Genomic DNA, 21,310 nt, shown 5'->3' on the forward strand with positions numbered 1-21,310 from the left:
CCAGGGTTATTCAGGCTAATTCAGCGTATGGTGTGGCGCAAAAGCGCGTGACATTACGGTTAATTTTAAGTCACTGGTAACTAAAAACATTCCTGGGGGATAAATGAGCGCGGGAAGCCCAAAATTCACCATCAGCCGTGTTGCGGCTCTGTCACTGGTTTCACTGTGGCTGGCAGGTTGTACATCCTCGAATAACGCCCCTGCGCCGGTGAGTTCAGTTGGCGGCAACAGCAGCGGAGCTGGCAATTCATCCGGCGGCATGCTGATCACCCCTCCGTCCAGGATGGGCACAACTACACAACAAACACCTCAGATTCAACCTGTTCAACCCGTGGTTACGCAGCCAACACAGATTCAGCCAGTGGATCAGCCTGTTCAGACGGAAAATGGCCGCATTGTGTATAACCGTAAGTATGGGAACATTCCGAAAGGAAGCTATACCGGCGGCAGCACTTACACCGTAAAACGCGGCGACACTCTCTTCTATATCGCCTGGATCACCGGGAACGATTTCCGTGATTTGGCAGAGCGAAATAACGTTGCGGCCCCGTATGGCCTGAATGTCGGCCAGACGCTGCAGGTTGGTAACGCCACCGGCGCACCATTAACGCCAGGCAATACCGTTTCAGCGGCTGACGTGACGGCGCAAAATAACAGTGTGACGCCTGCGCAAAAATCAAGCACAGTGGTTGCGTCACAACCGACAATTACGTATTCTGAGGACTCAGGTGAACAGAGTGCTAACAAGATGTTGCCGAATAATAGAGGGTCTGCGACTGTCGTCACAGCGCCCGTTACGGCACCTGTGGTTAGCTCTACCGTGCCCGTTGCCAGTAGTCAGACCTCCAGTTCGCCGATCTCTTCGTGGCGCTGGCCGACTGAAGGCAAGGTTATCGAGAACTTCGCTTCCTCCGAGGGGGGAAATAAAGGGGTCGATATCGCAGGAAGTAAGGGACAGGCTATTATCGCGACCGCAGATGGACGCGTTGTATATGCCGGTAACGCTCTGCGCGGTTACGGTAATCTTATTATCATAAAACACAACGATGATTACCTGAGTGCCTACGCCCATAACGATACGATGCTGGTCCGGGAACAACAAGAAGTTAAGGCGGGGCAAAAAATAGCTACCATGGGTAGCACCGGAACCAGTTCTACACGCTTGCATTTTGAAATTCGTTACAAGGGGAAATCCGTAAACCCGCTGCAGTATTTACCGCAGCGATAATTTGGCGGGACATACCACTTCGGTTGTCTCGTTCAGGGATCACGGGTAGGAGCCACCTTTATGAGTCAGAATACGCTGAAAGTTCATGATTTAAATGAAGACGCGGAATTTGATGAGAACGGAGCTGAGGTTTTTGACGAAAAAGCCTTAGTAGAAGAGGAACCCAGTGATAACGATTTAGCTGAAGAAGAGCTGTTATCGCAGGGCGCCACTCAACGTGTGCTGGACGCGACTCAGCTTTACCTTGGAGAGATTGGATACTCTCCACTGTTAACAGCAGAAGAGGAAGTGTACTTCGCGCGTCGGGCATTACGTGGTGATGTAGCCTCACGCCGTCGTATGATTGAAAGTAACCTGCGTCTGGTGGTCAAGATTGCCCGTCGTTACAGCAATCGTGGTCTGGCTCTGCTGGATCTGATTGAAGAGGGCAACCTGGGACTCATCCGCGCGGTAGAGAAATTTGACCCTGAACGTGGGTTCCGTTTCTCAACATACGCGACATGGTGGATTCGACAGACCATCGAACGGGCAATCATGAACCAAACCCGTACGATCCGCCTGCCGATTCATATCGTGAAAGAGCTGAACGTCTATCTGCGTACCGCACGCGAGTTGTCCCATAAACTGGACCACGAGCCAAGCGCGGAAGAGATTGCCGAGCAGCTTGATAAACCGGTTGATGATGTTAGCCGTATGCTGCGTCTCAACGAGCGTATTACCTCTGTCGACACCCCACTGGGTGGCGATTCCGAGAAAGCGCTGCTGGACATCCTGGCCGATGAAAAAGACAACGGCCCGGAAGACACCACGCAGGACGATGATATGAAACAGAGCATCGTCAAATGGCTGTTCGAACTGAACGCCAAACAGCGTGAAGTGCTGGCACGTCGTTTCGGTCTGCTGGGGTATGAAGCTGCAACACTGGAAGATGTCGGTCGTGAAATCGGCCTGACCCGTGAACGTGTTCGTCAGATTCAGGTAGAAGGTCTGCGTCGCCTGCGTGAAATCCTGCAGGGTCAAGGGCTCAATATCGAAGCGCTGTTCCGCGAGTAAGCAACTTTTCGTCAAAAAAAGGCCCGTCGAAAGACGGGCCTTTTTCTTTTGTCTTAAGGCTGCGTGGTTTCGTGCAGCAGACGCCAGGTTATCGTATCGCCTTCCTGATTGAGTACCGCGCTGGACCAGCGCACGTTCACCGGCTGATCGGGGCGGGTTTGTGTCTCGCGATAGTGAAGCACCGCCCCGTTATCCCAGGTCTGCAACGTGGTTAATTCATCAATCACGATCTTCAGATCCGAACGGCTGCCGCGTTGAGCTTCCAGGAAATTTGCCAGCGCCGGGTGATCCAGATGTGCGCCGCTGGGGGCAATCATCAGAAAGTCCTGGCGAAAACGGGCGAGCAGGGCGGCAAAATCGCCTTCCCCCTGGCCTAACCAGTTTTCTAACGCGACGTGAGCATCAATAATTTCTGTTTCATAGCAGGTCATTCTTTCTCCTTTACCATCATTTTGCGGACCAGCTCCGTAAACTGGTGACGTTCCTCAGGGCTTAAACGCCCCAGAAAAGCCTCATCGACGTCATTCCCCACCGGCTTACAGCTTCCGAGCAGCGCTTCACCTTCCGGGGTTAAGAAAACAAACCGTCGGCGCTTGTCGGCCGGATCGGCTTCGCGCTTCACCAGCCCGCGAGATTCCATGCGGCTCAGCATTTCCGCGAGGGTGGCTTTGGTACTGACAGCAGCTTCGGTCAGCGCCACCTGCTCAATGCCGGGATGTTCAGCGATAGAACGCAGGACCGCATATTGCGGCTTGGTCAGCTCGGGCAAGGCCTGTTGCCAGTGCGCAGTATGCTGCTGAAAAAGCTGACGTAACAGGTGGAACGCTTCTTGTCTCAGCTCCATGAACTCTCCGGCTTAAAAATCACTTCTCTATCATAGCCGTTATCAACCGGGATTTTAACGCGACCGGTTTTAGCATTACGTGTGATCGCATACGAACGATCTTGTCAGCGTACCTCGCCGGGCGTAGGGTAAACAACACGTTCGTACACGAACAAATGAAATGAGGTACTGAATGAGAGTGATTGTTGGGATGACAGGGGCGACCGGCGCGCCGCTCGGGGTGGCACTGCTGCAGGCGCTGCGCGATATGCCGGAGGTAGAGACCCATCTGGTGATGTCGAAGTGGGCCAAAACGACGATAGAGCTGGAAACGCCGTACACCGCTCAGGACGTTGCCGCTCTGGCCGACGTGGTCCACAGCCCGGCGGATCAGGCCGCCACCATATCATCCGGCTCCTTTCGTACCGACGGCATGATCGTTATTCCCTGCAGCATGAAGACGCTGGCGGGGATCCGCGCAGGCTACGCCGACGGGCTGGTGGGGCGTGCCGCCGACGTGGTGCTGAAAGAGGGGCGCAAGCTGGTGCTGGTCCCGCGGGAAACGCCGCTCAGCACTATCCATCTGGAGAACATGCTGGCCCTTTCCCGCATGGGGGTGGCGATGGTGCCGCCCATGCCCGCGTACTACAACCACCCGCAAACCGCCGATGACATTACCCAACACATTGTGACCCGGGTGCTCGACCAATTTGGTCTGGAGCATCCCAAAGCCCGTCGCTGGAAAGGGTTGCAGGCGGCCAGAATTTTTTCACAGGAGAATGAACATGGCATTTGATGATTTGAGAAGCTTCCTGCAGGCGCTCGATGAGCAAGGGCAACTGCTGAAAATCACGGAGCAGGTCGACGCGGAGCCGGATCTGGCAGCGGCAGCCAACGCCACCGGGCGCATTGGTGACGGTGCGCCTGCGCTGTGGTTTGACAATATTCGCGGCTTTACCGACGCCCGCGTGACCATGAACACTATCGGCTCCTGGCAGAACCACGCCATCTCGATGGGGCTGCCGCCGAATACGCCAGTTAAAAAGCAGATCGACGAGTTTATTCGCCGCTGGGATAAATTCCCGGTAGCGCCGGAGCGCCGCGCCAGTCCGGCATGGGCGGAGAACACCGTCGACGGCGAGGCGATTAACCTGTTCGACATTCTGCCGCTGTTTCGCCTGAACGACGGTGATGGCGGGTTCTATCTCGATAAAGCCTGCGTGGTCTCCCGGGATCCGCTCGATCCGGATCACTTCGGCAAGCAGAACGTTGGCATCTACCGCATGGAGGTGAAAGGCAAACGCAAACTTGGCCTGCAGCCGGTGCCGATGCACGATATCGCCCTGCATCTGCATAAAGCTGAAGAGCGTGGCCAGGATCTGCCGATTGCGATCACCCTCGGTAACGATCCGATTATTACCCTGATGGGGGCGACGCCGCTGAAGTACGATCAGTCAGAATATGAGATGGCGGGTGCGCTGCGGGAGAGCCCGTATCCAATCGCCACCGCACCGCTGACCGGTTTTGACGTGCCATGGGGGTCGGAGGTGATCCTCGAAGGGGTGATTGAGGGGCGTAAACGCGAAATCGAAGGGCCGTTCGGAGAGTTTACCGGGCACTACTCCGGAGGGCGCAATATGACCGTGGTGCGCATCGACAAAGTCTCGTACCGCACCAAACCGATTTTTGAGTCGCTCTATCTCGGCATGCCGTGGACCGAAATCGACTACCTGATGGGACCGGCAACCTGTGTGCCGCTCTACCAGCAACTGAAAGCCGAGTTCCCGGAAGTGCAGGCGGTGAACGCCATGTACACCCATGGCCTGCTGGCGATTATCTCTACCAAAAAACGTTACGGCGGCTTTGCCCGTGCCGTTGGCCTGCGGGCAATGACGACGCCGCACGGTCTGGGTTACGTGAAGATGGTGATCATGGTGGATGAGGATGTCGACCCGTTCAACCTGCCGCAGGTGATGTGGGCGTTGTCGTCGAAAGTGAACGCGGCGGGGGATCTGGTGCTGCTGCCAAATATGTCGGTGCTGGAGCTGGATCCGGGTTCAAGCCCGGCGGGGATCACCGACAAACTGATTATCGATGCCACCACGCCGGTGGCCCCGGATCTCCGCGGTCATTACAGCCAGCCGGTACAGGATCTCCCTGAAACCAAAGCCTGGGCTGAAAAACTGACCGCGATGCTGGCCGCACGTAAATAAGGAGGGGAACATGATTTGTCCACGTTGTGCCGATGAACATATTGAGGTGATGGCGACGTCGCCGGTGAAAGATGTCTGGACGGTGTACCAGTGCCAGCACTGCCTGTATACCTGGCGAGATACCGAGCCGCTGCGCCGTACCAGCCGCGAGCACTATCCTGAAGCGTTTCGCATGACGCAGAAAGATATCGACGATGCCCCGCAGGTACCGACCATTCCGCCGCTGCTGTAAAAAAAGCCGGGTGGCGAGGTAAAAGCAAAACGGCAACCTTCAGGTTGCCGTTTTTAATATTTGCACCCTCTCCCTTTGGGAGAGGGCAGGGGTGAGGGGAACAGGCCGCACCGATCTACACCAGACTCTTCAACCGATAGATCCACTCCAGCGCCTGACGTGGCGACAGAGAATCCGGGTCGAGGTTCTCCAGCGCTTCCAGCGCCGGGGAGGTCTCTTCGGCTGGCACCAGCAACGACATCTGCGTCCCGTCAACCTGGGTCGCCGCCGCGTTTGGCGCCAGGCTTTCCAGCTCACGCAGCTTCTGACGCGCGCGCTTGATTACCTCTTTCGGCACCCCCGCCAGCGCCGCCACGGCCAGCCCGTAGCTTTTGCTCGCCGCGCCATCCTGCACGCTGTGCATAAAGGCGATAGTGTCCCCGTGCTCCAGCGCATCCAGATGCACGTTCGCTACGCCTTCCATCTTCTCCGGCAACTGGGTCAGCTCGAAGTAGTGGGTGGCAAACAGGGTCATGGCTTTGATTTTATTGGCCAGGCTTTCGGCACAGGCCCACGCCAGCGAGAGCCCGTCATAGGTCGAGGTTCCGCGGCCAATCTCATCCATCAGCACCAGGCTGTACTCGGTGGCGTTGTGCAGAATGTTGGCGGTTTCGGTCATCTCCACCATAAAGGTCGAACGACCGCTCGCCAGATCGTCAGCCGCACCCACGCGGGTAAAGATACGATCGACAGGGCCGATCTCCACCTTTTGCGCTGGAACGTAGCTGCCGATATAGGCCAGCAGGGCAATCAGCGCCGTCTGGCGCATATAGGTACTTTTACCGCCCATGTTCGGCCCGGTAATGATCAGCATTCGCCGCTGCGGCGACAGGTTCAGCGGGTTAGCGATGAACGGCTCGTTCAGCACCTGCTCCACCACCGGGTGACGGCCTTCAGTAATACGTACCCCGGGTTTATCGCTAAAGGTCGGGCAGCAGTAGTTCAGGGTCTCAGCACGTTCCGCCAGGTTAACCAGCACATCCAGCTCGGCCAGGGCAGAAGCGCTCTGCTGCAGATCGCCCAGGTGCGGCATCAGCATATCGAACAGGGCGTCATACAGCTGTTTTTCCAGCGCCAGGGCTTTGCCTTTCGAGGTAAGTACTTTGTCTTCGTACTCTTTCAGCTCAGGAATAATGTAACGCTCGGCGTTTTTCAGCGTCTGGCGGCGCACGTAGTGGATGGGTGCCAGGTGGCTCTGTCCGCGGCTGATCTGAATAAAGTAGCCGTGTACGGCGTTGTAACCGACCTTCAGGGTATCCAGCCCGAGCCGCTCGCGTTCGCGGATCTCCAGCTTATCGAGATAGTCCGTTGCGCCGTCGGCCAAGGCGCGCCACTCGTCCAGCTCTTCATGGTAGCCCGGGGCGATAACGCCGCCGTCACGCACCAGCACCGGCGGCGTTTCAATGATGGCCTTTTCCAACAGCTCGCGCAGTTCGCTGAATTCGCCCATCGCCTCGCGCAGTTTCTGCACCGGCGCGCTGTCGATCTCTGCCAGCTGGCTGCGCAGTTCTGGCAGCTGCTGGAACGCGTGACGCATCCGGGCTAAGTCGCGTGGTCGCGCGGTACGCAGCGCCAGACGCGCCAGAATACGCTCCAGATCGCCTACCTGGCGTAACACCGGCTGCAGGTCGCTGTATCTCTCCTGCAGGGCGCCAATGGTCTGCTGGCGGCCGGTGAGGGTGGCGATGTCGCGTACCGGCATATGCAGCCAGCGTTTCAGCATCCGGCTACCCATCGGGGTGACGGTGCTGTCGAGCACCGAGGCGAGGGTGTTTTCCACGCCCCCGGCCAGGTTCTGGGTGATCTCCAGATTGCGACGGGTAGCGGCATCCATAATGATGCTGTCCTGCTGACGCTCAATGGTAATGGAGCGAATATGCGGCAGGGCGGTGCGCTGGGTATCTTTCACGTACTGCAGCAAACAGCCCGCGGCGCACAAGCCACGCGGGGCGTTTTCAACGCCGAAGCCGGTCAGATCCCGGGTGCCAAACTGCAGGTTAAGCTGCTGGCGCGCGGTGTCGATCTCAAACTCCCACAGCGGGCGGCGACGCAGGCCGCGACGGCCTTCGAGCAGCCCCATCTCAGCAAAATCTTCTGCGTACAGCAGCTCCGCCGGATTGGTGCGCTGAAGCTCGGCAGCCATGGTTTCCCGGTCGGCCGGTTCGCTCAGGCGAAAACGCCCGGAGCTGATATCCAGGGTGGCATAGCCGAAACCTTTGCTGTCCTGCCAGATGGCGGCGAGCAGGTTATCCTGGCGCTCCTGCAGCAGCGCTTCATCGCTGATGGTGCCGGGGGTGACGATGCGCACTACTTTGCGCTCAACCGGGCCTTTCGAGGTGGCCGGATCGCCAATCTGTTCGCAGATGGCGACCGATTCTCCCTGATTGACCAGCTTCGCCAGGTAGTTTTCTACCGCGTGGTGCGGGATCCCGGCCATCGGGATCGGCTCCCCGGCCGAGGCACCGCGTTTGGTCAGCGAGATGTCGAGCAGCTGTGAGGCGCGTTTCGCATCGTCATAAAACAGCTCGTAAAAGTCGCCCATCCGGTAAAACAGCAGGATCTCCGGATGCTGAGCTTTCAGCTTCAGGTACTGCTGCATCATGGGGGTGTGTGCGTCGAAATTGTCAGTAGTGGTCATGGAGTGATGATGTCCATTTCTTTGAAAATAGTGCTTTTCAGGCGACATTAGGGTCGTGTAATACCGCTATTGTCGCATGAAAAAAAGAGCCGGCGCAGCAAAATGTCGCGACTTTACGAGGCCTCTTCCACATCCAGTTCAATCACTAATTTTCCCTGTTCAACCAGCACCCGCACCCGGGAATGGGTTTTAAAACCGGCCTCTTCCAGCCAGTCGCCTTTTAAGCTCAGCGCAGCATGTACGCTGTAGCGCGTCGGGATTTTGGTCTTGCGATCCTCGTGGCGTTTTCTGAAATAGCCCACGGTGAGATGGCGGCTGGGTCTGGAGATGCACATATCCGACATAGAAACTCCTTGTTCGCAGGGAAGGATCCGGTGAAACAAACACCTGTATAAAATGTCAGTAAAATGAGGCGAAGACAAACGTATAACTGCGAAGCGCCTTCAGGAAACGAAATGTAAAATATGAAATCGGGCTGAACATCCGGCTTGAAAAGGGTATTATTGATGCAACTTATCAGTGGGTATCAGGCCATGTCAGGAAAACGGATCGCGCGCGAAAAAGAGACCATCCGCAAGATGATCGCGCTGTATGAAAAGCAGTGTCCGCAGGCATCAAAAGCCGCGGGGCACTATCCGGCGCTGAATGCGTACGCCGACAAGCGGCTGGATAAATGCGTGTTTGGCGAGGAGAAACCGGCCTGCAAGCAGTGTCCGGTTCACTGCTATCAGCCGGCTAAACGGGAAGAGATGAAGCAGGTGATGCGTTGGGCAGGACCGCGCATGCTGTGGCGTCATCCGATTCTGACGATCCGCCATCTGATCGACGATCGCCGCCCGGTCCCGGAGCTGCCGGAAAAGTACCGCCCGAAAAAGTAACCCATCAGGCGCGCGGCCTGCGCATCGGGCGGCAGATAATCACCATGGCGAAGGCGCTGCACAGCGGGAATACCGCCAGCACCAGCCAGGGATACATTGCCCCGACGGAGGGCCTCAGCGCCTGGTCGAGCAGATCGCCCAGCAACAAATTCCCCGCCAGTACCGCGCAACCGCCTGCGGTGGCCAGGGCACCGTAGTGCGCGCCCAGCGTCGATTCGCTCGCAAACCATGGCACCACATCTTTGCCCGCCGGCACCAGCAGCATCTGCCCGGTGGTCAGTAGCGTCACAAAGCAGGCCGCTGGCAGCAGACGCAGCCAGCCGGTTGCTGGCTCTGAGGGCGCAAAGAGCGCGACGCTCAGGAAGGACGCGGCAATCAGCAGAAAGCCCACCGGCAGGATCCGCACCGCGCCCACACGACGGGCAAAGCGCGCCAGCGGCAGCTGAAAGAGGATCACCAGTCCCGAGGCCAGCATAAACAGCGGGCCGAGATCTTTTTCGCTGCCCCCGGCGCGCTGGATCTCCACCGGCAGCGCCAGATAAAGCTGGTTATAGCTTAACAGCCAGCTGCTCCAGGCGATGATAAACGCCACGAACCGCGGCTGGCGAAAGGTGGTCCACCAGGGGGTGATCTGCAGCGGCTGGTTTTTTGCCGACCCGGCCGGCAGACAGAAGAACAGCACAATCAACGCCACCACAAACACCGCGGCCCCCGCCAGCGCTACCTGGCGAAAACCCATCCCGGTGAGCAGGGCTCCCGCCACCGGGCCAAGCACCGCTCCCAGCTCGCCGCATACCGCAAACAGCGCGAACCACTCGGCGCGGCTGCGTTTGCCCTGCGCCTCGCTGCGGGTTCCGGCTTTTGCCAGTAAGGCTTCGATGGAAGGCGAGAAGAGCGCCCCGCCGATCCCGGTGAGGCACGCCCCGGCGATGATGACGGGCAGGCTGTAGCCAAAGGCCAGCAGCAGATAGCCCACTACCCGCACCACGCAGCCGCAGAGAATAATAACGCGCGCACCGTAGCGGTCGGAGAGGGCGCCGCCGACGATAAACATCCCCTGCTGGGAGAAGGTTCGCAGCCCAAGCACCAGCCCGATAAGTCCACCGGAGAGCAGCATATCGTCGCGTAAAAAAATCGCCAGGAAGGGAACAACGGCATAAAAACCGATGTTGAAAACAAACTGGCTGCCCAGTAAGACGGGCGGCCAGAGCTGTGTTGCAGGGCGGAGCAGCGTCACGATAACCTCGCCTCAGACGAGGTAGTGGATGTGTTTTTTGCCATGGTAAGGCGACAGCTCAATGCGGGTTTTCACCCGGAACACCTCCCACAGCAATTCCTCGGTGAGGATCTCCTGCGGCGTGCCGGTGGCCACAATGCGCCCTTTCTGCATCACAATCAGCGCATCGCAGAACATTGAGGCGTGGTTAAGATCGTGAATGGCGACGATGCTGGTGACCGGTAGCTGGCTGATCAACTGCATCAGCTGCATCTGATGGTGGATATCCAGGTGGTTGGTGGGTTCATCCAGCAGGATCTCGGTGGGCATCTGCGCCAGCGCGCGGGCGATATGTACCCGCTGGCGTTCCCCGCCGGAGAGGCTCTGCCAGCCCTGATCGCTGTTATGCAACATATCCACCGTCTTTAGCGCCGAATTGACGGTCTCGTCATCCTGCGCCGTCCAGCCGGAAAACGGGGAGTGGTGCGGAATACGCCCCAGCTTCACCACGTCCCGCACGCGCATGTTGGCGTCGGTCATGCCGTGCTGTTCCACGAAGGCCACCCGACGGGCAAGCTGCTTTTTAGGGATCCCATGGATGCTGGCGCCATCCAGCGCGACGGTGCCGCTATGCGGGCGACGTAAACCGGCGAGGATCCGCAGCAGGGACGATTTACCGGAGCCGTTTGGCCCCAGCAGGCCGACGGTCTGCCCCCGGGATACCGCCAGAGAGACATTGTCGACGATGACCTTTTTACCCACCTTCCAGGTGATATTTTCAGCAGTGATGCTCATCACTTATTCCTTGAACGATAGATAATCATGGCAAAGAACGGGACGCCCACCAGCGCGGTTACCACGCCAACCGGCAGGCTTTGCGGAGCGATCAGCAGCCGCGAGGCGATATCCGCCAGCACCATCAGGATCGCCCCGGCCAGCGCGCTGGCGATGAGCAGCGTGCGGTGCAGGGGGCCGAAGAAGAAGCGCATCATGTGGGGCACCACCAGGCCGACAAAGCCAATGGAGCCCGCCATGCTGACGATGGTCGCGGTCATTAAGGCGGTGACGATAAACAGGATCAGGCGCACCCAGGGCACGGCGATCCCAAGCGAAGCGGCGGCATCGTCGCCAAAGGTGAAGGCGTCCAGCGCGCGGGCGTAATAGAGGCAGATCGCCAGCCCCACCAGCATCACCACCAGCACCAGCTGGAACTCCGGCCATCTCACGCCGCTAAAGCTGCCCAGCAGCCAGAACATCACGTCGCGCGCCTGCTGGGCGCTGGCCGAGGTGCTGACGGTCCAGGCGGTGATGGCGTTAAACAGCTGCGAGGCGGCAACCCCGGCGAGAATGGTGCGTTCACTGCCGCCGCGTGCGCCGTTGGTCAGCAGGGCCACAAAGGCAAAGGCGGCAAAGGCTCCGGCAAAGGCCCCGGCGGAGAGGGTGACGGTGCCGCTGCCAATGCCCAGCACCACCACGGCGACCGCGCCGGTTGACGCCCCGGCAGAGACGCCCAGCACGTAGGGTTCGGCGAGGGCGTTTTTCAGCAGGCTTTGCAGCACCGCGCCGCAAATCGCCAGCCCCGCACCGCAGCAGGCGGCCACCAGCGCCCGGCTCAGGCGGAAGTCCCAGATCACGCTCTCGTAGATGCGGTTGAGCGGAACCTCGGTTAAGCCGATTTTATTGGTGATAGCGTAGAACACGCTCTGCAGGGGGATCGACAGCTCCCCCACGCTGACGCCGATGGCGATCACCAGCAGCAACGCCACTATCGTCATAAAACCCGACGCCGGCAGCAGCCAGTTGTGTCGGGTCTGTTGAACCACTGCTGACATTAATTCAGTCCCATCTTTCTGAGCTGTTCACCAATCTGCTCCGCGCCATAGATGGTGCGGATAGTCGGGTTCATCGCCTGGCCGTCCATGATCACAATGTGACCTTTTTTAACGGCGTCGAGCTGGCTGACGGCCGGATCGCTTTTCAGGAATTTGATTTTTTCCTGAGCATCGTCCAGCGCCCAGCGATTACGGTCGAGGCTGGAGACCACGATCACGTCCGGGTTGGCGGCAATAATGCTCTCCCAGCCCACGGTCGGCCATTCGGTTTCGGAGGTGATGGCGTTGTGGCCGCCCAGCACGTTGGCGATAAAACCGGAGGCGCTGTTTTTCCCGCCGACGTAGGCGTCAGAGGAAGGGGAAGAGCTGGAGAACCAGAAGACGAACGACAGATCTTTTTTGTTTTTACTGAATTCGCTGCGCAGGTCGGCTTCGCGCTTTTTGAAATCGGCAATCAGCGCCTGACCGCGATCTTCGACGTTAAAGATTTTGGCGAAATCTTCGATCTCTTTATACAGGAAGGTCATGTCCCACAGCTTCTGGCGGCTGCCGTACATATCGCCAATATCTTTTTTGGTGGCGCACATGCCCGGCGACATATAGCTGTTCACGCCTACGGTGGCCAGATCTTCGCGTTTGGCGACTTTACTCTCTGGCCCTAATAGCAACGGCAGCTGCGCCGGAACGAAGTCCGGGTTTTGCGCCAGAATGGATTCCAGGGTTGGGATCTCGACGGTCAGCGTTTTGACTTTTTTGTTCTGTTCAGCCAGCTGCGGCAGCACTTTGGTCGGCCAGAAGGCGCTGGCGGCCACCTTATCTTCAAGGCCCAACAGCAGCAGAATTTCAACGGTGTTTTGTCCCAGCGCCACGACGCGCTCCGGCGCTTTGGTGAAGGTTTCTTTATATCCGCAATTCTCAATCGTCAGAGGATAGGTGGTCGCAAAAGCCGAGCCTGCTGTTGCGATCAGCAATCCTAATGCGCTGATGACCTTTTTCATGGAACGCTATCCTTCATTAATGTAGTGATGCCAGATCGTGCGTCTGGCTGAGAATGAATATCATTTATTTCGGCGGAGTTTTATACAATGATATATTCATGGTGTCAATGAACGATAATAACGCCATGAAACTATTGGGTTTGTGAGGACGTTTGTAGGCCGGGCAAGCGCAGCGCCGCCCGGCGAAGGGGTGGTTAATCTAAATCGGCACCGTTGCTGGCGATCACTTTCTTATACCACCAGAACGATTTCTTGCGTTTGCGATCGAGGGTGCCGTTTCCGGCGTCATCGCGATCGACATAGATAAAGCCGTAGCGCTTGCTCATCTCGCCGGTAGAGGCGGCCACCAGATCGATACAGCCCCAGCTGGTATAGCCGATCAGCGGGATGCCGTCTTCAATGGCATCGCCCATGGCGCGGATATGCTCCCGCAGATAGCTGATGCGGTAGTCGTCGTTGATCTCGCCGTTAGCGTCAATCTCATCTTTCGCCCCGAGACCGTTCTCCACCAGGAACAGCGGTTTCTGGTAGCGGTCGTACATCATGTTCATAGTGATGCGCAGGCCCAGCGGGTCGATGCCCCAGCCCCATTCGCTCACCTCAATGTGCGGGTTGCGCAGGGACTTGACGATGTTGGCCGCGCTGGTGTTTCCCGCATTCATATCCGCCGAGGCGCAGCGCGAAGCGTAATAGCTGAACGACACAAAATCGACGGTGTTCTTCAGCAGCGCGTCATCGCCCGGATCTTTGACAATCACCACCCCTTTCTCGCGGAACACGCGGGCCGAGTAGACCGGGTAGCTGCCCCGGGCCTGCACGTCGATAAAGAACAGGTTCTCCCGGTCTTTCTCCAGCGCCATCCATACGTCTTCCGGTTTGCAGGAATACGGGTAAAAATTGCCGCCCGCCAGCATGCAGCCGACCTGGTTTTGCGGATTCACCTCGTGGGCAATTTTGGTCGCCAGCGCGCTCGCCACCAGCTCGTGGTGCGCCGCCTGGTACTTGACCTGATCTTCGTTTTCGCCTTCCTCAAACACCAGCCCAGCCCCGGAGAACGGGCTGTGCAGCATGATGTTGATCTCGTTGAAGGTCAGCCAGTACTTCACCAGCCCGTTGAACTCCTCGAAGCAGGTGCGTGCATAGCGGGCAAAGAAGTCGACCATCTTGCGGTTGCGCCAGGAGCCGTACTCGGTCACCAGATGCATCGGCACGTCGAAGTGGCACAGGGTCACCAGCGGCTCGATGTTGTACTTTTTGCACTCCTCGAACACCGCCCGGTAAAACGCTATTCCTTCCTGATTCGGCAGCGGCTCGTCGCCATTCGGGTAGAGACGGCTCCAGGCAATCGAGGTACGGAATACCGTGAAGCCCATCTCGGCCATTAAGGCGATATCTTCTTTATAGCGATGGTAAAAATCGATCGCGTCGTGGCTGGGATAGAACTCGTCATCACGCAGCGAAAAGCGTTTTTCCTTGCCGACTTTTACCGCCAGGCGGTTGGCGCCATGGGGGATCATATCGACGGTGGTCAGGCCCTTGCCGCCTTCGCGGTATGCGCCTTCGCTCTGGTTAGCGGCCAGTGCGCCGCCCCATAAAAATCCTTGTGGAAAAACTGACATTGTTACCTCGCTATACATTTATGCTTGTGCTGCTTTGGCCTGAACCGGTGCGGTTTGCAGGGCGCGCGCTTTCTCCGCGTCGTCTTCTACCGGGATATCTTCAAAGCCCAGAATCAGGGTCAGCACGAAAGAGAGCACCACGGCCAGGGCCATCACCCCGAAGACCCAGACGATAGACATCGGGTTAGCCGGGTCGAAGAACTGGACGCTGGTAAACAGGCCCGGCGCCGCCATTGAGTGGCTGGCCAGTCCGGCAATCCCGGCAACCGCGCCGCAGATAAAGCCGCTGATCAGGCTTGCAATCAGCGGACGTTTCAGGCGAACCGCCACGCCATACAGCGCCGGTTCGGAGATCCCCGCCATGATGGCAGAGGCTGCGGCGGCCAGCGCCGTCTGGCGCAGTTCCGGGTTTTTGGTTTTCCACGCTACCGCCAGGGACGAACCACCCAGCGACAGGTTGGCACCGATTTCTGACGGCATCACCATCCCCTCTTTGCCGGTTTCGGCGATGGTCTGAATGATAGTTGGAGTAAAGACGCGGTGCATCCCGGTCATCACCAGCAGCGGCCACAGCGCGCCCATAATGGCTACGGACAACCAGCCCAGATAGCCATGAATGGTGTACACCAGTGAAGAGATGCCGCTACCGATCCAGATCCCCAGTGGCCCAATCAGGACGATGGCGAGCGGGGCGGCAATCAGCACGATCAGCATTGGCTTAAGGAAGTTTTTGGTGACGGCCGGAGTAATTTTGTCCACCCAGCGTTCGATATATGACAGGCACCAGGTCATCACCAGCGCCGGGATCACCGTGTAGGTGTATTTCACCGCCGTCACCGGAACGAAGGCGAACTCAACGTGCTCGCCCTGCGCCGCTTTGGCCATCAGCTCGATAAAGCTCGGGTGTACCAGCACGCCGGCAATGGCAATCGCCAGCGACATGTTGGTCTTGAACTTCACCGCGGCAGAGGCGGCCACCATCAGTGGCAGGAAGAAGAACGCTCCGTCGCCGATCACCGTCAGAATGGTCAGCGTCGGCTCGCCTTTGGTCAGTACGCCGGTCATCTCAAGGATCATCGCCAGCAGTTTGACCATCGATCCGCCGATGATCGCCGGGATCAGCGGAGACATGGTGCCGATCAGCGCGTCGAGGATCCCCGCGCCGATGCGTTTCAGGGTCAGCTTTTGCGGCCCCTGGGGTGCAGCAGGCTGCATATCGGCAGGCAGCAGATTAACCACCTCGCGGTACGCCTGGGAAACGGTATTACCGATGATCACCTGGCACTGGTTGTCGTTGCGCACTACCCCCAGCACGCCGCTGATGCTTTTCAGCGTGGCGCTGTCGATCAGGCTCTCGTCTTTCGCCACAAAGCGCAGTCGGGTCATGCAGTGGGTGACGGCGACGATGTTGTCTTTGCCGCCGAGCGCGCTGACAACGGCGTTCGCCAGCGCAGCATAATTTTTGGCCATCGGGTTATATCCTGTTTTATCAGTAAGGTACGTCTTCACCGTGGGTAACGATGAAACTTATATAGGAAACCGGTTCCACAAAATCATGAAGAGTTTCTCTGAATCAAACAAGATCGCATTTTGACCATTTTTTAGATCCGTGATGAGGATCACCTAAGAGGGCGAAAAGCGTGATCGTCCTGCTGCGACATTTTCCACGCGGTACAGTACACTGCCGCTCATCAGATGCAGATGGAACAGATTGATGACCACGATGCTGGAAGTGGCGAAGCGGGCAGGGGTCTCGAAGGCGACGGTTTCCCGGGTGCTTTCGGGCAATGGCTACGTGAGCCAGGAGACAAAAGACCGGGTATTTCAGGCGATTGAAGAGAGCGGCTACCGGCCCAATTTACTGGCGCGCAACCTGGCGACCAAACGCACGCAAACCCTCGGGCTGGTGGTGACCAACACCCTCTATCACGGGGTCTATTTCAGCGAGCTGCTGTTCCATGCCGCCAGAATGACCGAGGAGAGAGGCCGACAGCTGATCCTCGCCGATGGCAAGCACAGCGCCGATGAAGAGCGGGAGGCGATTCAGTATCTGCTCGATATGCGCTGCGACGCGATCATCATCTACCCGCGTTTTCTCAGCGTCGATGAGATGGACGAGATCATCCTGAAGCACGAGCAGCCGGTGATGGTGCTTAACCGTCGGCTGCGCAAAAACAGCAGCCACTGCGTCTGGTCGGATCATAAAGCCTCCAGCCAGGCGGCGGTATCAACCCTCATCGAACAGGGCCATCGCGATATCGCCTTTATCACCGGATCGCTGGATTCCCCCACCGGGATTGAACGTCTTTCCGGCTATAAAGATGCCCTGGCCCAGCACCAGATCCCGCTGCGCGACTCGCTGATTGTCGAGGGTAAATGGAACCCGGCCAGCGGGGCGGCAGGGGTGGCGACGCTGCTGGCGCGCGGCGAGCATTTTACCGCGCTGGTGGCGAGCAACGACGACATGGCGATCGGCGCCATTAAGCAGCTTCATGACAGCGGCATCGCCGCGCCGGGGGCGGTTTCGGTAGTCGGTTTCGATGACATTGCGATGGCGCCCTACGTGGTGCCCGCGCTCTCCAGCGTGCGCGTGCCGGTGACCGAGATGGTGAAAGAGACCATCAGCCGCCTGATCTTTATGCTCGACGGCGGGGAGTTCACCTTCCAGCAGACCTTCGCCGGAGAGCTGATCCTGCGCGATTCGGTGATCCCCGGGCCGCACCGCTAATCACAATTCGGCGGCCGGGGGCAGCCAGGCGCGGGTAAAATCGAGCCAGCCCCCCGCGGTCAGGACCATATCCTGCACGTTTTCCAGGGCGTTGATCCGGTAGCGATAGTGGAACAGCGGCGTGCAGCGCCCCTCCGCCAGCAGACGCTGGAAAAAGGGCGTCAGATGGGCGTGAAAATGCGCTTCGCTGTCGCTGTTTTGCATCAGCTGCTGTTTTGCCGCCTCCCATCCCGCCTCGCCCAACGCCGTGGCCCAGGCGGGTTCATAGATAAACCACTCCGCCAGCGCAAACTCCGCCATGCCGGTCGCCAGATGATCCCCCAGCAGCAGATCGGCATCCGCCAGGGTATCAGGGGCATACCAGCCATCGCGATCTTTCCACTCGATATGCAGCTCACAGCCGTGCGGCTGTAGCTGGAGCCACAGGGTTTCAGCCATCTCGCGAAGCTCGGGGGTGTTGTAGCACACCAGTTTCAGCCGGGGCGGCAGGTCGCTGTCAGCGGCGGCGGGCAGGGCGGGCAACCGCAGGCCGGGAAGGATTTCGGTATGGATCTGCAGATCCTCCCGCCGACCAAAGCACTGCTGGTTGAGCGTCAGGACGGTCTGGCGCAGGTACGCGGCCAGCGCTTCGGGCAATTTTGCATTGACCATCAGCCACGCAAACCCGCTGCTGGTGGAGGTCACCGCCTCCTGGGGGGCGCTGCCTTTCCCGACCGTAATCCATGCCGGTTTATCGGCGACCGTGCCGGTGCGCCAGAACTCAATGGCATGCAGCAGCGGATGGGTAGCAAAGTACCAGGGCTGGCGCTCGAGGCGCAGAAAATGCGAGTGATGGCGGGCAATAGCGAACGGCCCGGCACCGACCTCTGGTTGTCGGGGATGGGGCAGGCGGCAGACCGGATGGGCAAGACGATGGGCCAGCAGGGCATCCGGGGCATGCAGATACACCGCCAGGCACCAGGGGGCGGCGAGGGTCACCGCGTCGATATGCAACAGCCCGCTGTTGCGGGCCGGATCGCTCAGCAGCAGCTGCACTGCACTCAGGATGTCGTCATCGCTCAGTGGCTGACCGTTATGCCAGTGTGCCCCGCTGCGCAGGTAAAAATGCCAGCGCAGTCCGTCGTCAGAGCAGGCCCAGTGGTGCGCCAGATCCGCCACCGGCTGTGCCTGGCCGGGTTCATAGCGGGTTAACCCGGCATGGACCGCGCAGATAATGTGCTGTTCGGCGCGTCGGCGATGCAGCGCCGGGTGCAGGGAGGTGAGCGGGCGATACCAGGGAATGCGCAACGTCGGCTGGTGCTTGAGCCATTTCCCGCCGAGAAACGGGGTGATGATGTGATGCAGGCTGGCGGGGTCGCCGTCCGCCAGCTGCAGGGCGCTCTGATAATCCCCCTTCTCCAGACAGGCATGCATCAGCGGGGCGCTGAGTTCGCTGGTGGTCACCAGGCAGTGCAGGGTGGCGCGATGCCCGCGCCCCGGCTGTGCCTTCCAGCTTAACCAGCCGCTTTCCGCCAGCTGGCGTAACAGCGTCCGGGCATGGCGTTCGCTGCACAGCGCCACTTCGGCCACTTCAGCGAGGGTAGTCAGTTTTGGCGTAAAGCCGTAATGCACGGAGAGCCGCTGATACTGGCGGATTTTCTGAAGCTGACGCATAGAGTTACCGGGGAAGAGTCGCAATGGTCAGAGTGTAGGCGGTTTTACGGAAGAAATAAGGGAGAGATGTAGTAACTGTTCCGGTTTTAGCCGGACGATAACGCCCTCTCCCGAAGAAGAGGGCGTCATCGGATCAGGCGTTAAGCCGCGCTCTGATTTTTAACGCGATGCTTTCCGCCTGTGGCCCCAGAATCACCTGCGCATTCTGCGTGCCCATCTTCAGAATGCCTTTGGCACCGAGCGCTTTCAGCGCCGGTTCGTCGAGGACGCTGTTATCAACCAGGGTTAAGCGCAGGCGAGTGATGCAGGCGTCCACCAGCTTCAGGTTCTGCTCCCCGCCCAGCGCAGCGATATAGTGCGTGATGGCTTCATTCTGATCGTCGGACTCGCCCGTTACGCTCTCGTCATCTTCCCGGCCCGGCGTTTTCAGCTTGAAGAAGCGGATCGCGAAACTGAAGACCACAAAATAGATCACAAAGAACAGGGCAATCAGCGGGATCAGGATCCAGGGTTTAGTGGCTAATCCCCAGTTCAGCACGAAGTCGATCAGACCCGCAGAGAAACCAAACCCGTGCAATACCCCAAGGCTGTTGGCGATGACCATGCTCACGCCAGCCAGTACCGCATGCAGGGCATACAGGGCAGGGGCCAGGAACAGGAAGGAGAACTCAATCGGTTCGGTGATCCCGGTAAGGAAGGCGGTCAGGGCCACGGAGAGCAGCATCCCCCCCACGGCAGCGCGACGTGCTTTTGGTGCGGCAAAGTACATGGCCAGCGCCGCACCCGGCAGGCCGCCCATAAAGATTGGGTATGCCCACGCCATATAGACCCCCGCATGCGGATCGCCGGCGAAGAAGCGGTTGAGATCGCCGCGGGTCAGATCGGTGGCAATCTGGGTAATGCTGGAACCGTCAATGCCCGGTACCGCGCCGCCCACCACTAAACCTTTCACCACATCCGGCGCGAGGCAGATATTGTGAATGCTGCTGGCCGCATCGTAGGTCACTTTCAGGCAGTCGCCGAGGCTGAACCAGAATACCGAGTGCAGAATGTAGTGCAGGCCGAAGGGGATCAGCGCACGGTTAAGGATGCCGTAAATAAACCAGCCGGGCTCGCCGCTGCGGGAAACCAGCAGGCTGAAGGTATCAATCCCGTGCTGCACCGATGGCCAGACGTAGCCGCAAATCCACGCCAGCAGCAGGCAGATCAGCCCGGTCATGATTGGCACTAGTCGCTTACCGGCAAAGAACGCCAGGAAGTCGGGCAGTTTCGTCTCCGAGAAGCGGTTGTAACAGTGACCCGCCACCACGCCCGCGATGATCCCGGCGAAGAAGGACATGTTAATGGAGGAGTTAATGACCGCCGTGGCTTTGGTCAGCACCAGGAAACCGACAGCGCCCGCCAGCGCGGCGGCACCAGCGTTGTCTTTCGCCAGTCCAATAGCAATGCCGAGCGCAAACAGCAGGGGCAGGCTGTCAAAAATGCCGCCACCTGCACTGGCGATAAAGGGAATATTCAGCACGTCGGGCTGGCCCAGACGTAATAAAATCGCGGCAACAGGTAAGGTCGCGATAGGCAACATCAGCGCCTTGCCCAGGCGTTGCAAATAGCTAAATGCGTTCATAATATCCATGTCCAAAAAAGGGGCTTAATTCACGGCGAAAAATAACAGCTTTTCGCGAGGGTTAAAATGGCGGGAAGTAAAAATGTGATGTACTTTAAATTAATATTCCGCTGACACCTTTGGTTTATTTATATTTAAATAAACAAGGATATCTTCGATGAATGCTTCCGCTTTTGGGCAATAAAAAAACGGCAGTTGCGCCGTCTTTTTATTAATGCTTTTTGTCGCTGACAGGCAGCATCAGCTCTTTAAGGCGCTGGGTTCGCGCCTCCGGGCTGAGGTAAAGCCAGCGAAATAATATGCGTTCGACAGGCTGTACTTTTTTAAAGTAGTCAGCAAGGTCGTTAATTTCTTTCCTGAAGGTCGCCATGTTTATCTCCGGCTAATCAATACTCTCTCAGATTAAAAAGAAATCAGGGAATAAAACAGGGTGATGTTTTTCGGCTGTTCCGCATTTTATTATTTATCTTTTTAGTTGCGTAATTAAAAAAGCCCCGGGGCACCGGGGCTGCGAAAGGCAAAATCTGACAAGCATA

General features: G+C 58.3%; 21 protein-coding genes. 7 read left to right on the top strand and 14 right to left on the bottom strand.

The window, feature by feature from the left end; genetic code table 11:
- Nucleotides 1-15: 15 nt before the first annotated feature.
- Nucleotides 16-261, bottom strand: a complete 246-nt coding sequence (locus tag LG383_RS01405; protein ID WP_242685337.1) for a hypothetical protein — start codon at nucleotides 259-261, stop codon at nucleotides 16-18.
- Between LG383_RS01405 and nlpD the strand changes: the two genes are divergently transcribed.
- Together nlpD and rpoS are read left to right on the top strand one after the other, a co-directional pair.
- Nucleotides 164-1,228, top strand: coding sequence for a murein hydrolase activator NlpD (nlpD, locus tag LG383_RS01410; protein ID WP_255639580.1), 1,065 nt, complete (start codon nucleotides 164-166; stop codon nucleotides 1,226-1,228). The two genes, LG383_RS01405 and nlpD, sit on opposite strands and share 98 nt — an antisense overlap.
- 60 nt (nucleotides 1,229-1,288) lie before the next feature.
- On the top strand, nucleotides 1,289-2,281 hold the full coding sequence (gene rpoS, locus LG383_RS01415) for an RNA polymerase sigma factor RpoS (protein WP_032613624.1): 993 nt from the start codon (nucleotides 1,289-1,291) through the stop codon (nucleotides 2,279-2,281).
- Between the two features lie 53 nt (nucleotides 2,282-2,334).
- Here the strand turns inward: rpoS and LG383_RS01420 are convergent, their stop codons facing one another.
- Entirely contained in the window at nucleotides 2,335-2,712 is a 378-nt protein-coding gene (locus tag LG383_RS01420; RefSeq protein ID WP_225758164.1) for a DUF4440 domain-containing protein, read from the bottom strand.
- Complete coding sequence (locus LG383_RS01425) at nucleotides 2,709-3,125, bottom strand: MarR family winged helix-turn-helix transcriptional regulator (RefSeq protein ID WP_106994481.1); 417 nt, start codon at nucleotides 3,123-3,125, stop codon at nucleotides 2,709-2,711. Before LG383_RS01425 ends, LG383_RS01420 begins: the two co-directional genes overlap by 4 nt.
- Before the next feature lie 172 nt (nucleotides 3,126-3,297).
- Here LG383_RS01425 and LG383_RS01430 point away from each other — a divergent pair, with 172 nt between their 5' ends.
- The 3 genes from LG383_RS01430 to LG383_RS01440 are packed head-to-tail and all read left to right on the top strand — an operon-like array spanning nucleotide 3,298 to nucleotide 5,549.
- Complete coding sequence (locus LG383_RS01430) at nucleotides 3,298-3,900, top strand: non-oxidative hydroxyarylic acid decarboxylases subunit B (RefSeq protein ID WP_225758165.1); 603 nt, start codon at nucleotides 3,298-3,300, stop codon at nucleotides 3,898-3,900.
- Complete coding sequence (locus tag LG383_RS01435) at nucleotides 3,890-5,317, top strand: non-oxidative hydroxyarylic acid decarboxylases subunit C (protein WP_225758166.1); 1,428 nt, start codon at nucleotides 3,890-3,892, stop codon at nucleotides 5,315-5,317. The genes LG383_RS01430 and LG383_RS01435 overlap by 11 nt, the downstream gene beginning before the upstream one ends.
- A gap of 10 nt (nucleotides 5,318-5,327) precedes the next feature.
- Complete coding sequence (locus LG383_RS01440; RefSeq protein WP_014071539.1) at nucleotides 5,328-5,549, top strand: non-oxidative hydroxyarylic acid decarboxylases subunit D; 222 nt, start codon at nucleotides 5,328-5,330, stop codon at nucleotides 5,547-5,549.
- A gap of 115 nt (nucleotides 5,550-5,664) precedes the next feature.
- On the opposite strand, the gene mutS is transcribed toward LG383_RS01440, so the two are convergent.
- Both mutS and LG383_RS01450 read right to left on the bottom strand, forming a co-directional pair.
- A complete protein-coding gene (gene mutS, locus LG383_RS01445; RefSeq protein WP_225758167.1) occupies nucleotides 5,665-8,226 on the bottom strand; it encodes a DNA mismatch repair protein MutS in 2,562 nt (853 codons plus the stop codon).
- Between the two features lie 113 nt (nucleotides 8,227-8,339).
- The gene (locus LG383_RS01450; RefSeq protein WP_225758168.1) at nucleotides 8,340-8,570 is read right to left on the bottom strand and encodes a SymE family type I addiction module toxin; all 231 of its coding nucleotides are present in this window, start codon (nucleotides 8,568-8,570) and stop codon (nucleotides 8,340-8,342) included.
- A gap of 189 nt (nucleotides 8,571-8,759) precedes the next feature.
- Between LG383_RS01450 and LG383_RS01455 the strand changes: the two genes are divergently transcribed.
- A complete protein-coding gene (locus tag LG383_RS01455; protein ID WP_225759493.1) occupies nucleotides 8,760-9,104 on the top strand; it encodes a nitrous oxide-stimulated promoter family protein in 345 nt (114 codons plus the stop codon).
- A gap of 4 nt (nucleotides 9,105-9,108) precedes the next feature.
- On the opposite strand, the gene LG383_RS01460 is transcribed toward LG383_RS01455, so the two are convergent.
- The 6 genes from LG383_RS01460 to ascF all read right to left on the bottom strand — a co-directional run bounded on the left by LG383_RS01460 (nucleotide 9,109) and on the right by ascF (nucleotide 16,239).
- Nucleotides 9,109-10,341 carry an MFS transporter gene (locus LG383_RS01460; protein WP_225758169.1) on the bottom strand — a complete coding sequence of 411 codons (1,233 nt, stop codon included), beginning with the start codon at nucleotides 10,339-10,341 and terminating at the stop codon, nucleotides 9,109-9,111.
- A 12-nt stretch (nucleotides 10,342-10,353) separates the two neighbouring features.
- Nucleotides 10,354-11,115 carry an ABC transporter ATP-binding protein gene (locus LG383_RS01465; RefSeq protein ID WP_106994489.1) on the bottom strand — a complete coding sequence of 254 codons (762 nt, stop codon included), beginning with the start codon at nucleotides 11,113-11,115 and terminating at the stop codon, nucleotides 10,354-10,356.
- Nucleotides 11,115-12,095 carry a FecCD family ABC transporter permease gene (locus LG383_RS01470; RefSeq protein WP_370635154.1) on the bottom strand — a complete coding sequence of 327 codons (981 nt, stop codon included), beginning with the start codon at nucleotides 12,093-12,095 and terminating at the stop codon, nucleotides 11,115-11,117. Before LG383_RS01470 ends, LG383_RS01465 begins: the two co-directional genes overlap by 1 nt.
- A 56-nt stretch (nucleotides 12,096-12,151) precedes the next feature.
- On the bottom strand, nucleotides 12,152-13,150 hold the full coding sequence (locus tag LG383_RS01475) for an ABC transporter substrate-binding protein (protein WP_106994491.1): 999 nt from the start codon (nucleotides 13,148-13,150) through the stop codon (nucleotides 12,152-12,154).
- 194 nt (nucleotides 13,151-13,344) lie between these two features.
- Nucleotides 13,345-14,769, bottom strand: a complete 1,425-nt coding sequence (locus LG383_RS01480) for a 6-phospho-beta-glucosidase (RefSeq protein ID WP_225758171.1) — start codon at nucleotides 14,767-14,769, stop codon at nucleotides 13,345-13,347.
- Between the two features lie 18 nt (nucleotides 14,770-14,787).
- Entirely contained in the window at nucleotides 14,788-16,239 is a 1,452-nt protein-coding gene (gene ascF, locus LG383_RS01485) for a PTS cellobiose/arbutin/salicin transporter subunit IIBC (protein ID WP_225758172.1), read from the bottom strand.
- A gap of 244 nt (nucleotides 16,240-16,483) precedes the next feature.
- On the opposite strand from ascF, the gene LG383_RS01490 reads away from it, so the two are divergent.
- Complete coding sequence (locus LG383_RS01490) at nucleotides 16,484-17,497, top strand: LacI family DNA-binding transcriptional regulator (RefSeq protein ID WP_225758173.1); 1,014 nt, start codon at nucleotides 16,484-16,486, stop codon at nucleotides 17,495-17,497.
- Here LG383_RS01490 and LG383_RS01495 read toward each other — a convergent pair whose 3' ends face one another.
- The 3 genes from LG383_RS01495 to LG383_RS01505 form a co-directional block, all read right to left on the bottom strand.
- Nucleotides 17,498-19,150 carry an SgrR family transcriptional regulator gene (locus tag LG383_RS01495; RefSeq protein WP_225758174.1) on the bottom strand — a complete coding sequence of 551 codons (1,653 nt, stop codon included), beginning with the start codon at nucleotides 19,148-19,150 and terminating at the stop codon, nucleotides 17,498-17,500.
- A 133-nt stretch (nucleotides 19,151-19,283) separates the two neighbouring features.
- Nucleotides 19,284-20,774, bottom strand: coding sequence for an N-acetylglucosamine-specific PTS transporter subunit IIBC (gene nagE, locus LG383_RS01500; RefSeq protein WP_166183711.1), 1,491 nt, complete (start codon nucleotides 20,772-20,774; stop codon nucleotides 19,284-19,286).
- Between the two features lie 211 nt (nucleotides 20,775-20,985).
- A complete protein-coding gene (locus LG383_RS01505; RefSeq protein ID WP_181247294.1) occupies nucleotides 20,986-21,144 on the bottom strand; it encodes a hypothetical protein in 159 nt (52 codons plus the stop codon).
- Nucleotides 21,145-21,310: the final 166 nt, after the last annotated feature.

Source organism: Leclercia sp. Marseille-Q4284, from assembly GCF_916618945.1.
GTDB lineage: Bacteria > Pseudomonadota > Gammaproteobacteria > Enterobacterales > Enterobacteriaceae > Enterobacter > Enterobacter tamurae.

Excerpts from the sequence above, each read along its gene's own strand:
- LG383_RS01435 (WP_225758166.1), top strand. The coding sequence starts at position 3,890 with ATGGCATTTGATGATTTGAGAAGCTTCCTGCAGGCGCTCGATGAGCAA.
- LG383_RS01420 (WP_225758164.1), bottom strand. The coding sequence starts at position 2,712 with ATGACCTGCTATGAAACAGAAATTATTGATGCTCACGTCGCGTTAGAA.
- LG383_RS01465 (WP_106994489.1), bottom strand. The coding sequence starts at position 11,115 with ATGAGCATCACTGCTGAAAATATCACCTGGAAGGTGGGTAAAAAGGTC.
- LG383_RS01475 (WP_106994491.1), bottom strand. The coding sequence starts at position 13,150 with ATGAAAAAGGTCATCAGCGCATTAGGATTGCTGATCGCAACAGCAGGC.
- mutS (WP_225758167.1), bottom strand. The coding sequence starts at position 8,226 with ATGACCACTACTGACAATTTCGACGCACACACCCCCATGATGCAGCAG.
- LG383_RS01405 (WP_242685337.1), bottom strand. The coding sequence starts at position 261 with ATGCCGCCGGATGAATTGCCAGCTCCGCTGCTGTTGCCGCCAACTGAA.
- LG383_RS01430 (WP_225758165.1), top strand. The coding sequence starts at position 3,298 with ATGAGAGTGATTGTTGGGATGACAGGGGCGACCGGCGCGCCGCTCGGG.
- LG383_RS01480 (WP_225758171.1), bottom strand. The coding sequence starts at position 14,769 with ATGTCAGTTTTTCCACAAGGATTTTTATGGGGCGGCGCACTGGCCGCT.
- LG383_RS01495 (WP_225758174.1), bottom strand. The coding sequence starts at position 19,150 with ATGCGTCAGCTTCAGAAAATCCGCCAGTATCAGCGGCTCTCCGTGCAT.
- LG383_RS01490 (WP_225758173.1), top strand. The coding sequence starts at position 16,484 with ATGACCACGATGCTGGAAGTGGCGAAGCGGGCAGGGGTCTCGAAGGCG.
- LG383_RS01470 (WP_370635154.1), bottom strand. The coding sequence starts at position 12,095 with ATGACGATAGTGGCGTTGCTGCTGGTGATCGCCATCGGCGTCAGCGTG.
- LG383_RS01455 (WP_225759493.1), top strand. The coding sequence starts at position 8,760 with ATGTCAGGAAAACGGATCGCGCGCGAAAAAGAGACCATCCGCAAGATG.
- ascF (WP_225758172.1), bottom strand. The coding sequence starts at position 16,239 with ATGGCCAAAAATTATGCTGCGCTGGCGAACGCCGTTGTCAGCGCGCTC.
- LG383_RS01440 (WP_014071539.1), top strand. The coding sequence starts at position 5,328 with ATGATTTGTCCACGTTGTGCCGATGAACATATTGAGGTGATGGCGACG.
- LG383_RS01505 (WP_181247294.1), bottom strand. The coding sequence starts at position 21,144 with ATGGCGACCTTCAGGAAAGAAATTAACGACCTTGCTGACTACTTTAAA.
- nagE (WP_166183711.1), bottom strand. The coding sequence starts at position 20,774 with ATGAACGCATTTAGCTATTTGCAACGCCTGGGCAAGGCGCTGATGTTG.
- LG383_RS01450 (WP_225758168.1), bottom strand. The coding sequence starts at position 8,570 with ATGTCGGATATGTGCATCTCCAGACCCAGCCGCCATCTCACCGTGGGC.
- LG383_RS01425 (WP_106994481.1), bottom strand. The coding sequence starts at position 3,125 with ATGGAGCTGAGACAAGAAGCGTTCCACCTGTTACGTCAGCTTTTTCAG.
- rpoS (WP_032613624.1), top strand. The coding sequence starts at position 1,289 with ATGAGTCAGAATACGCTGAAAGTTCATGATTTAAATGAAGACGCGGAA.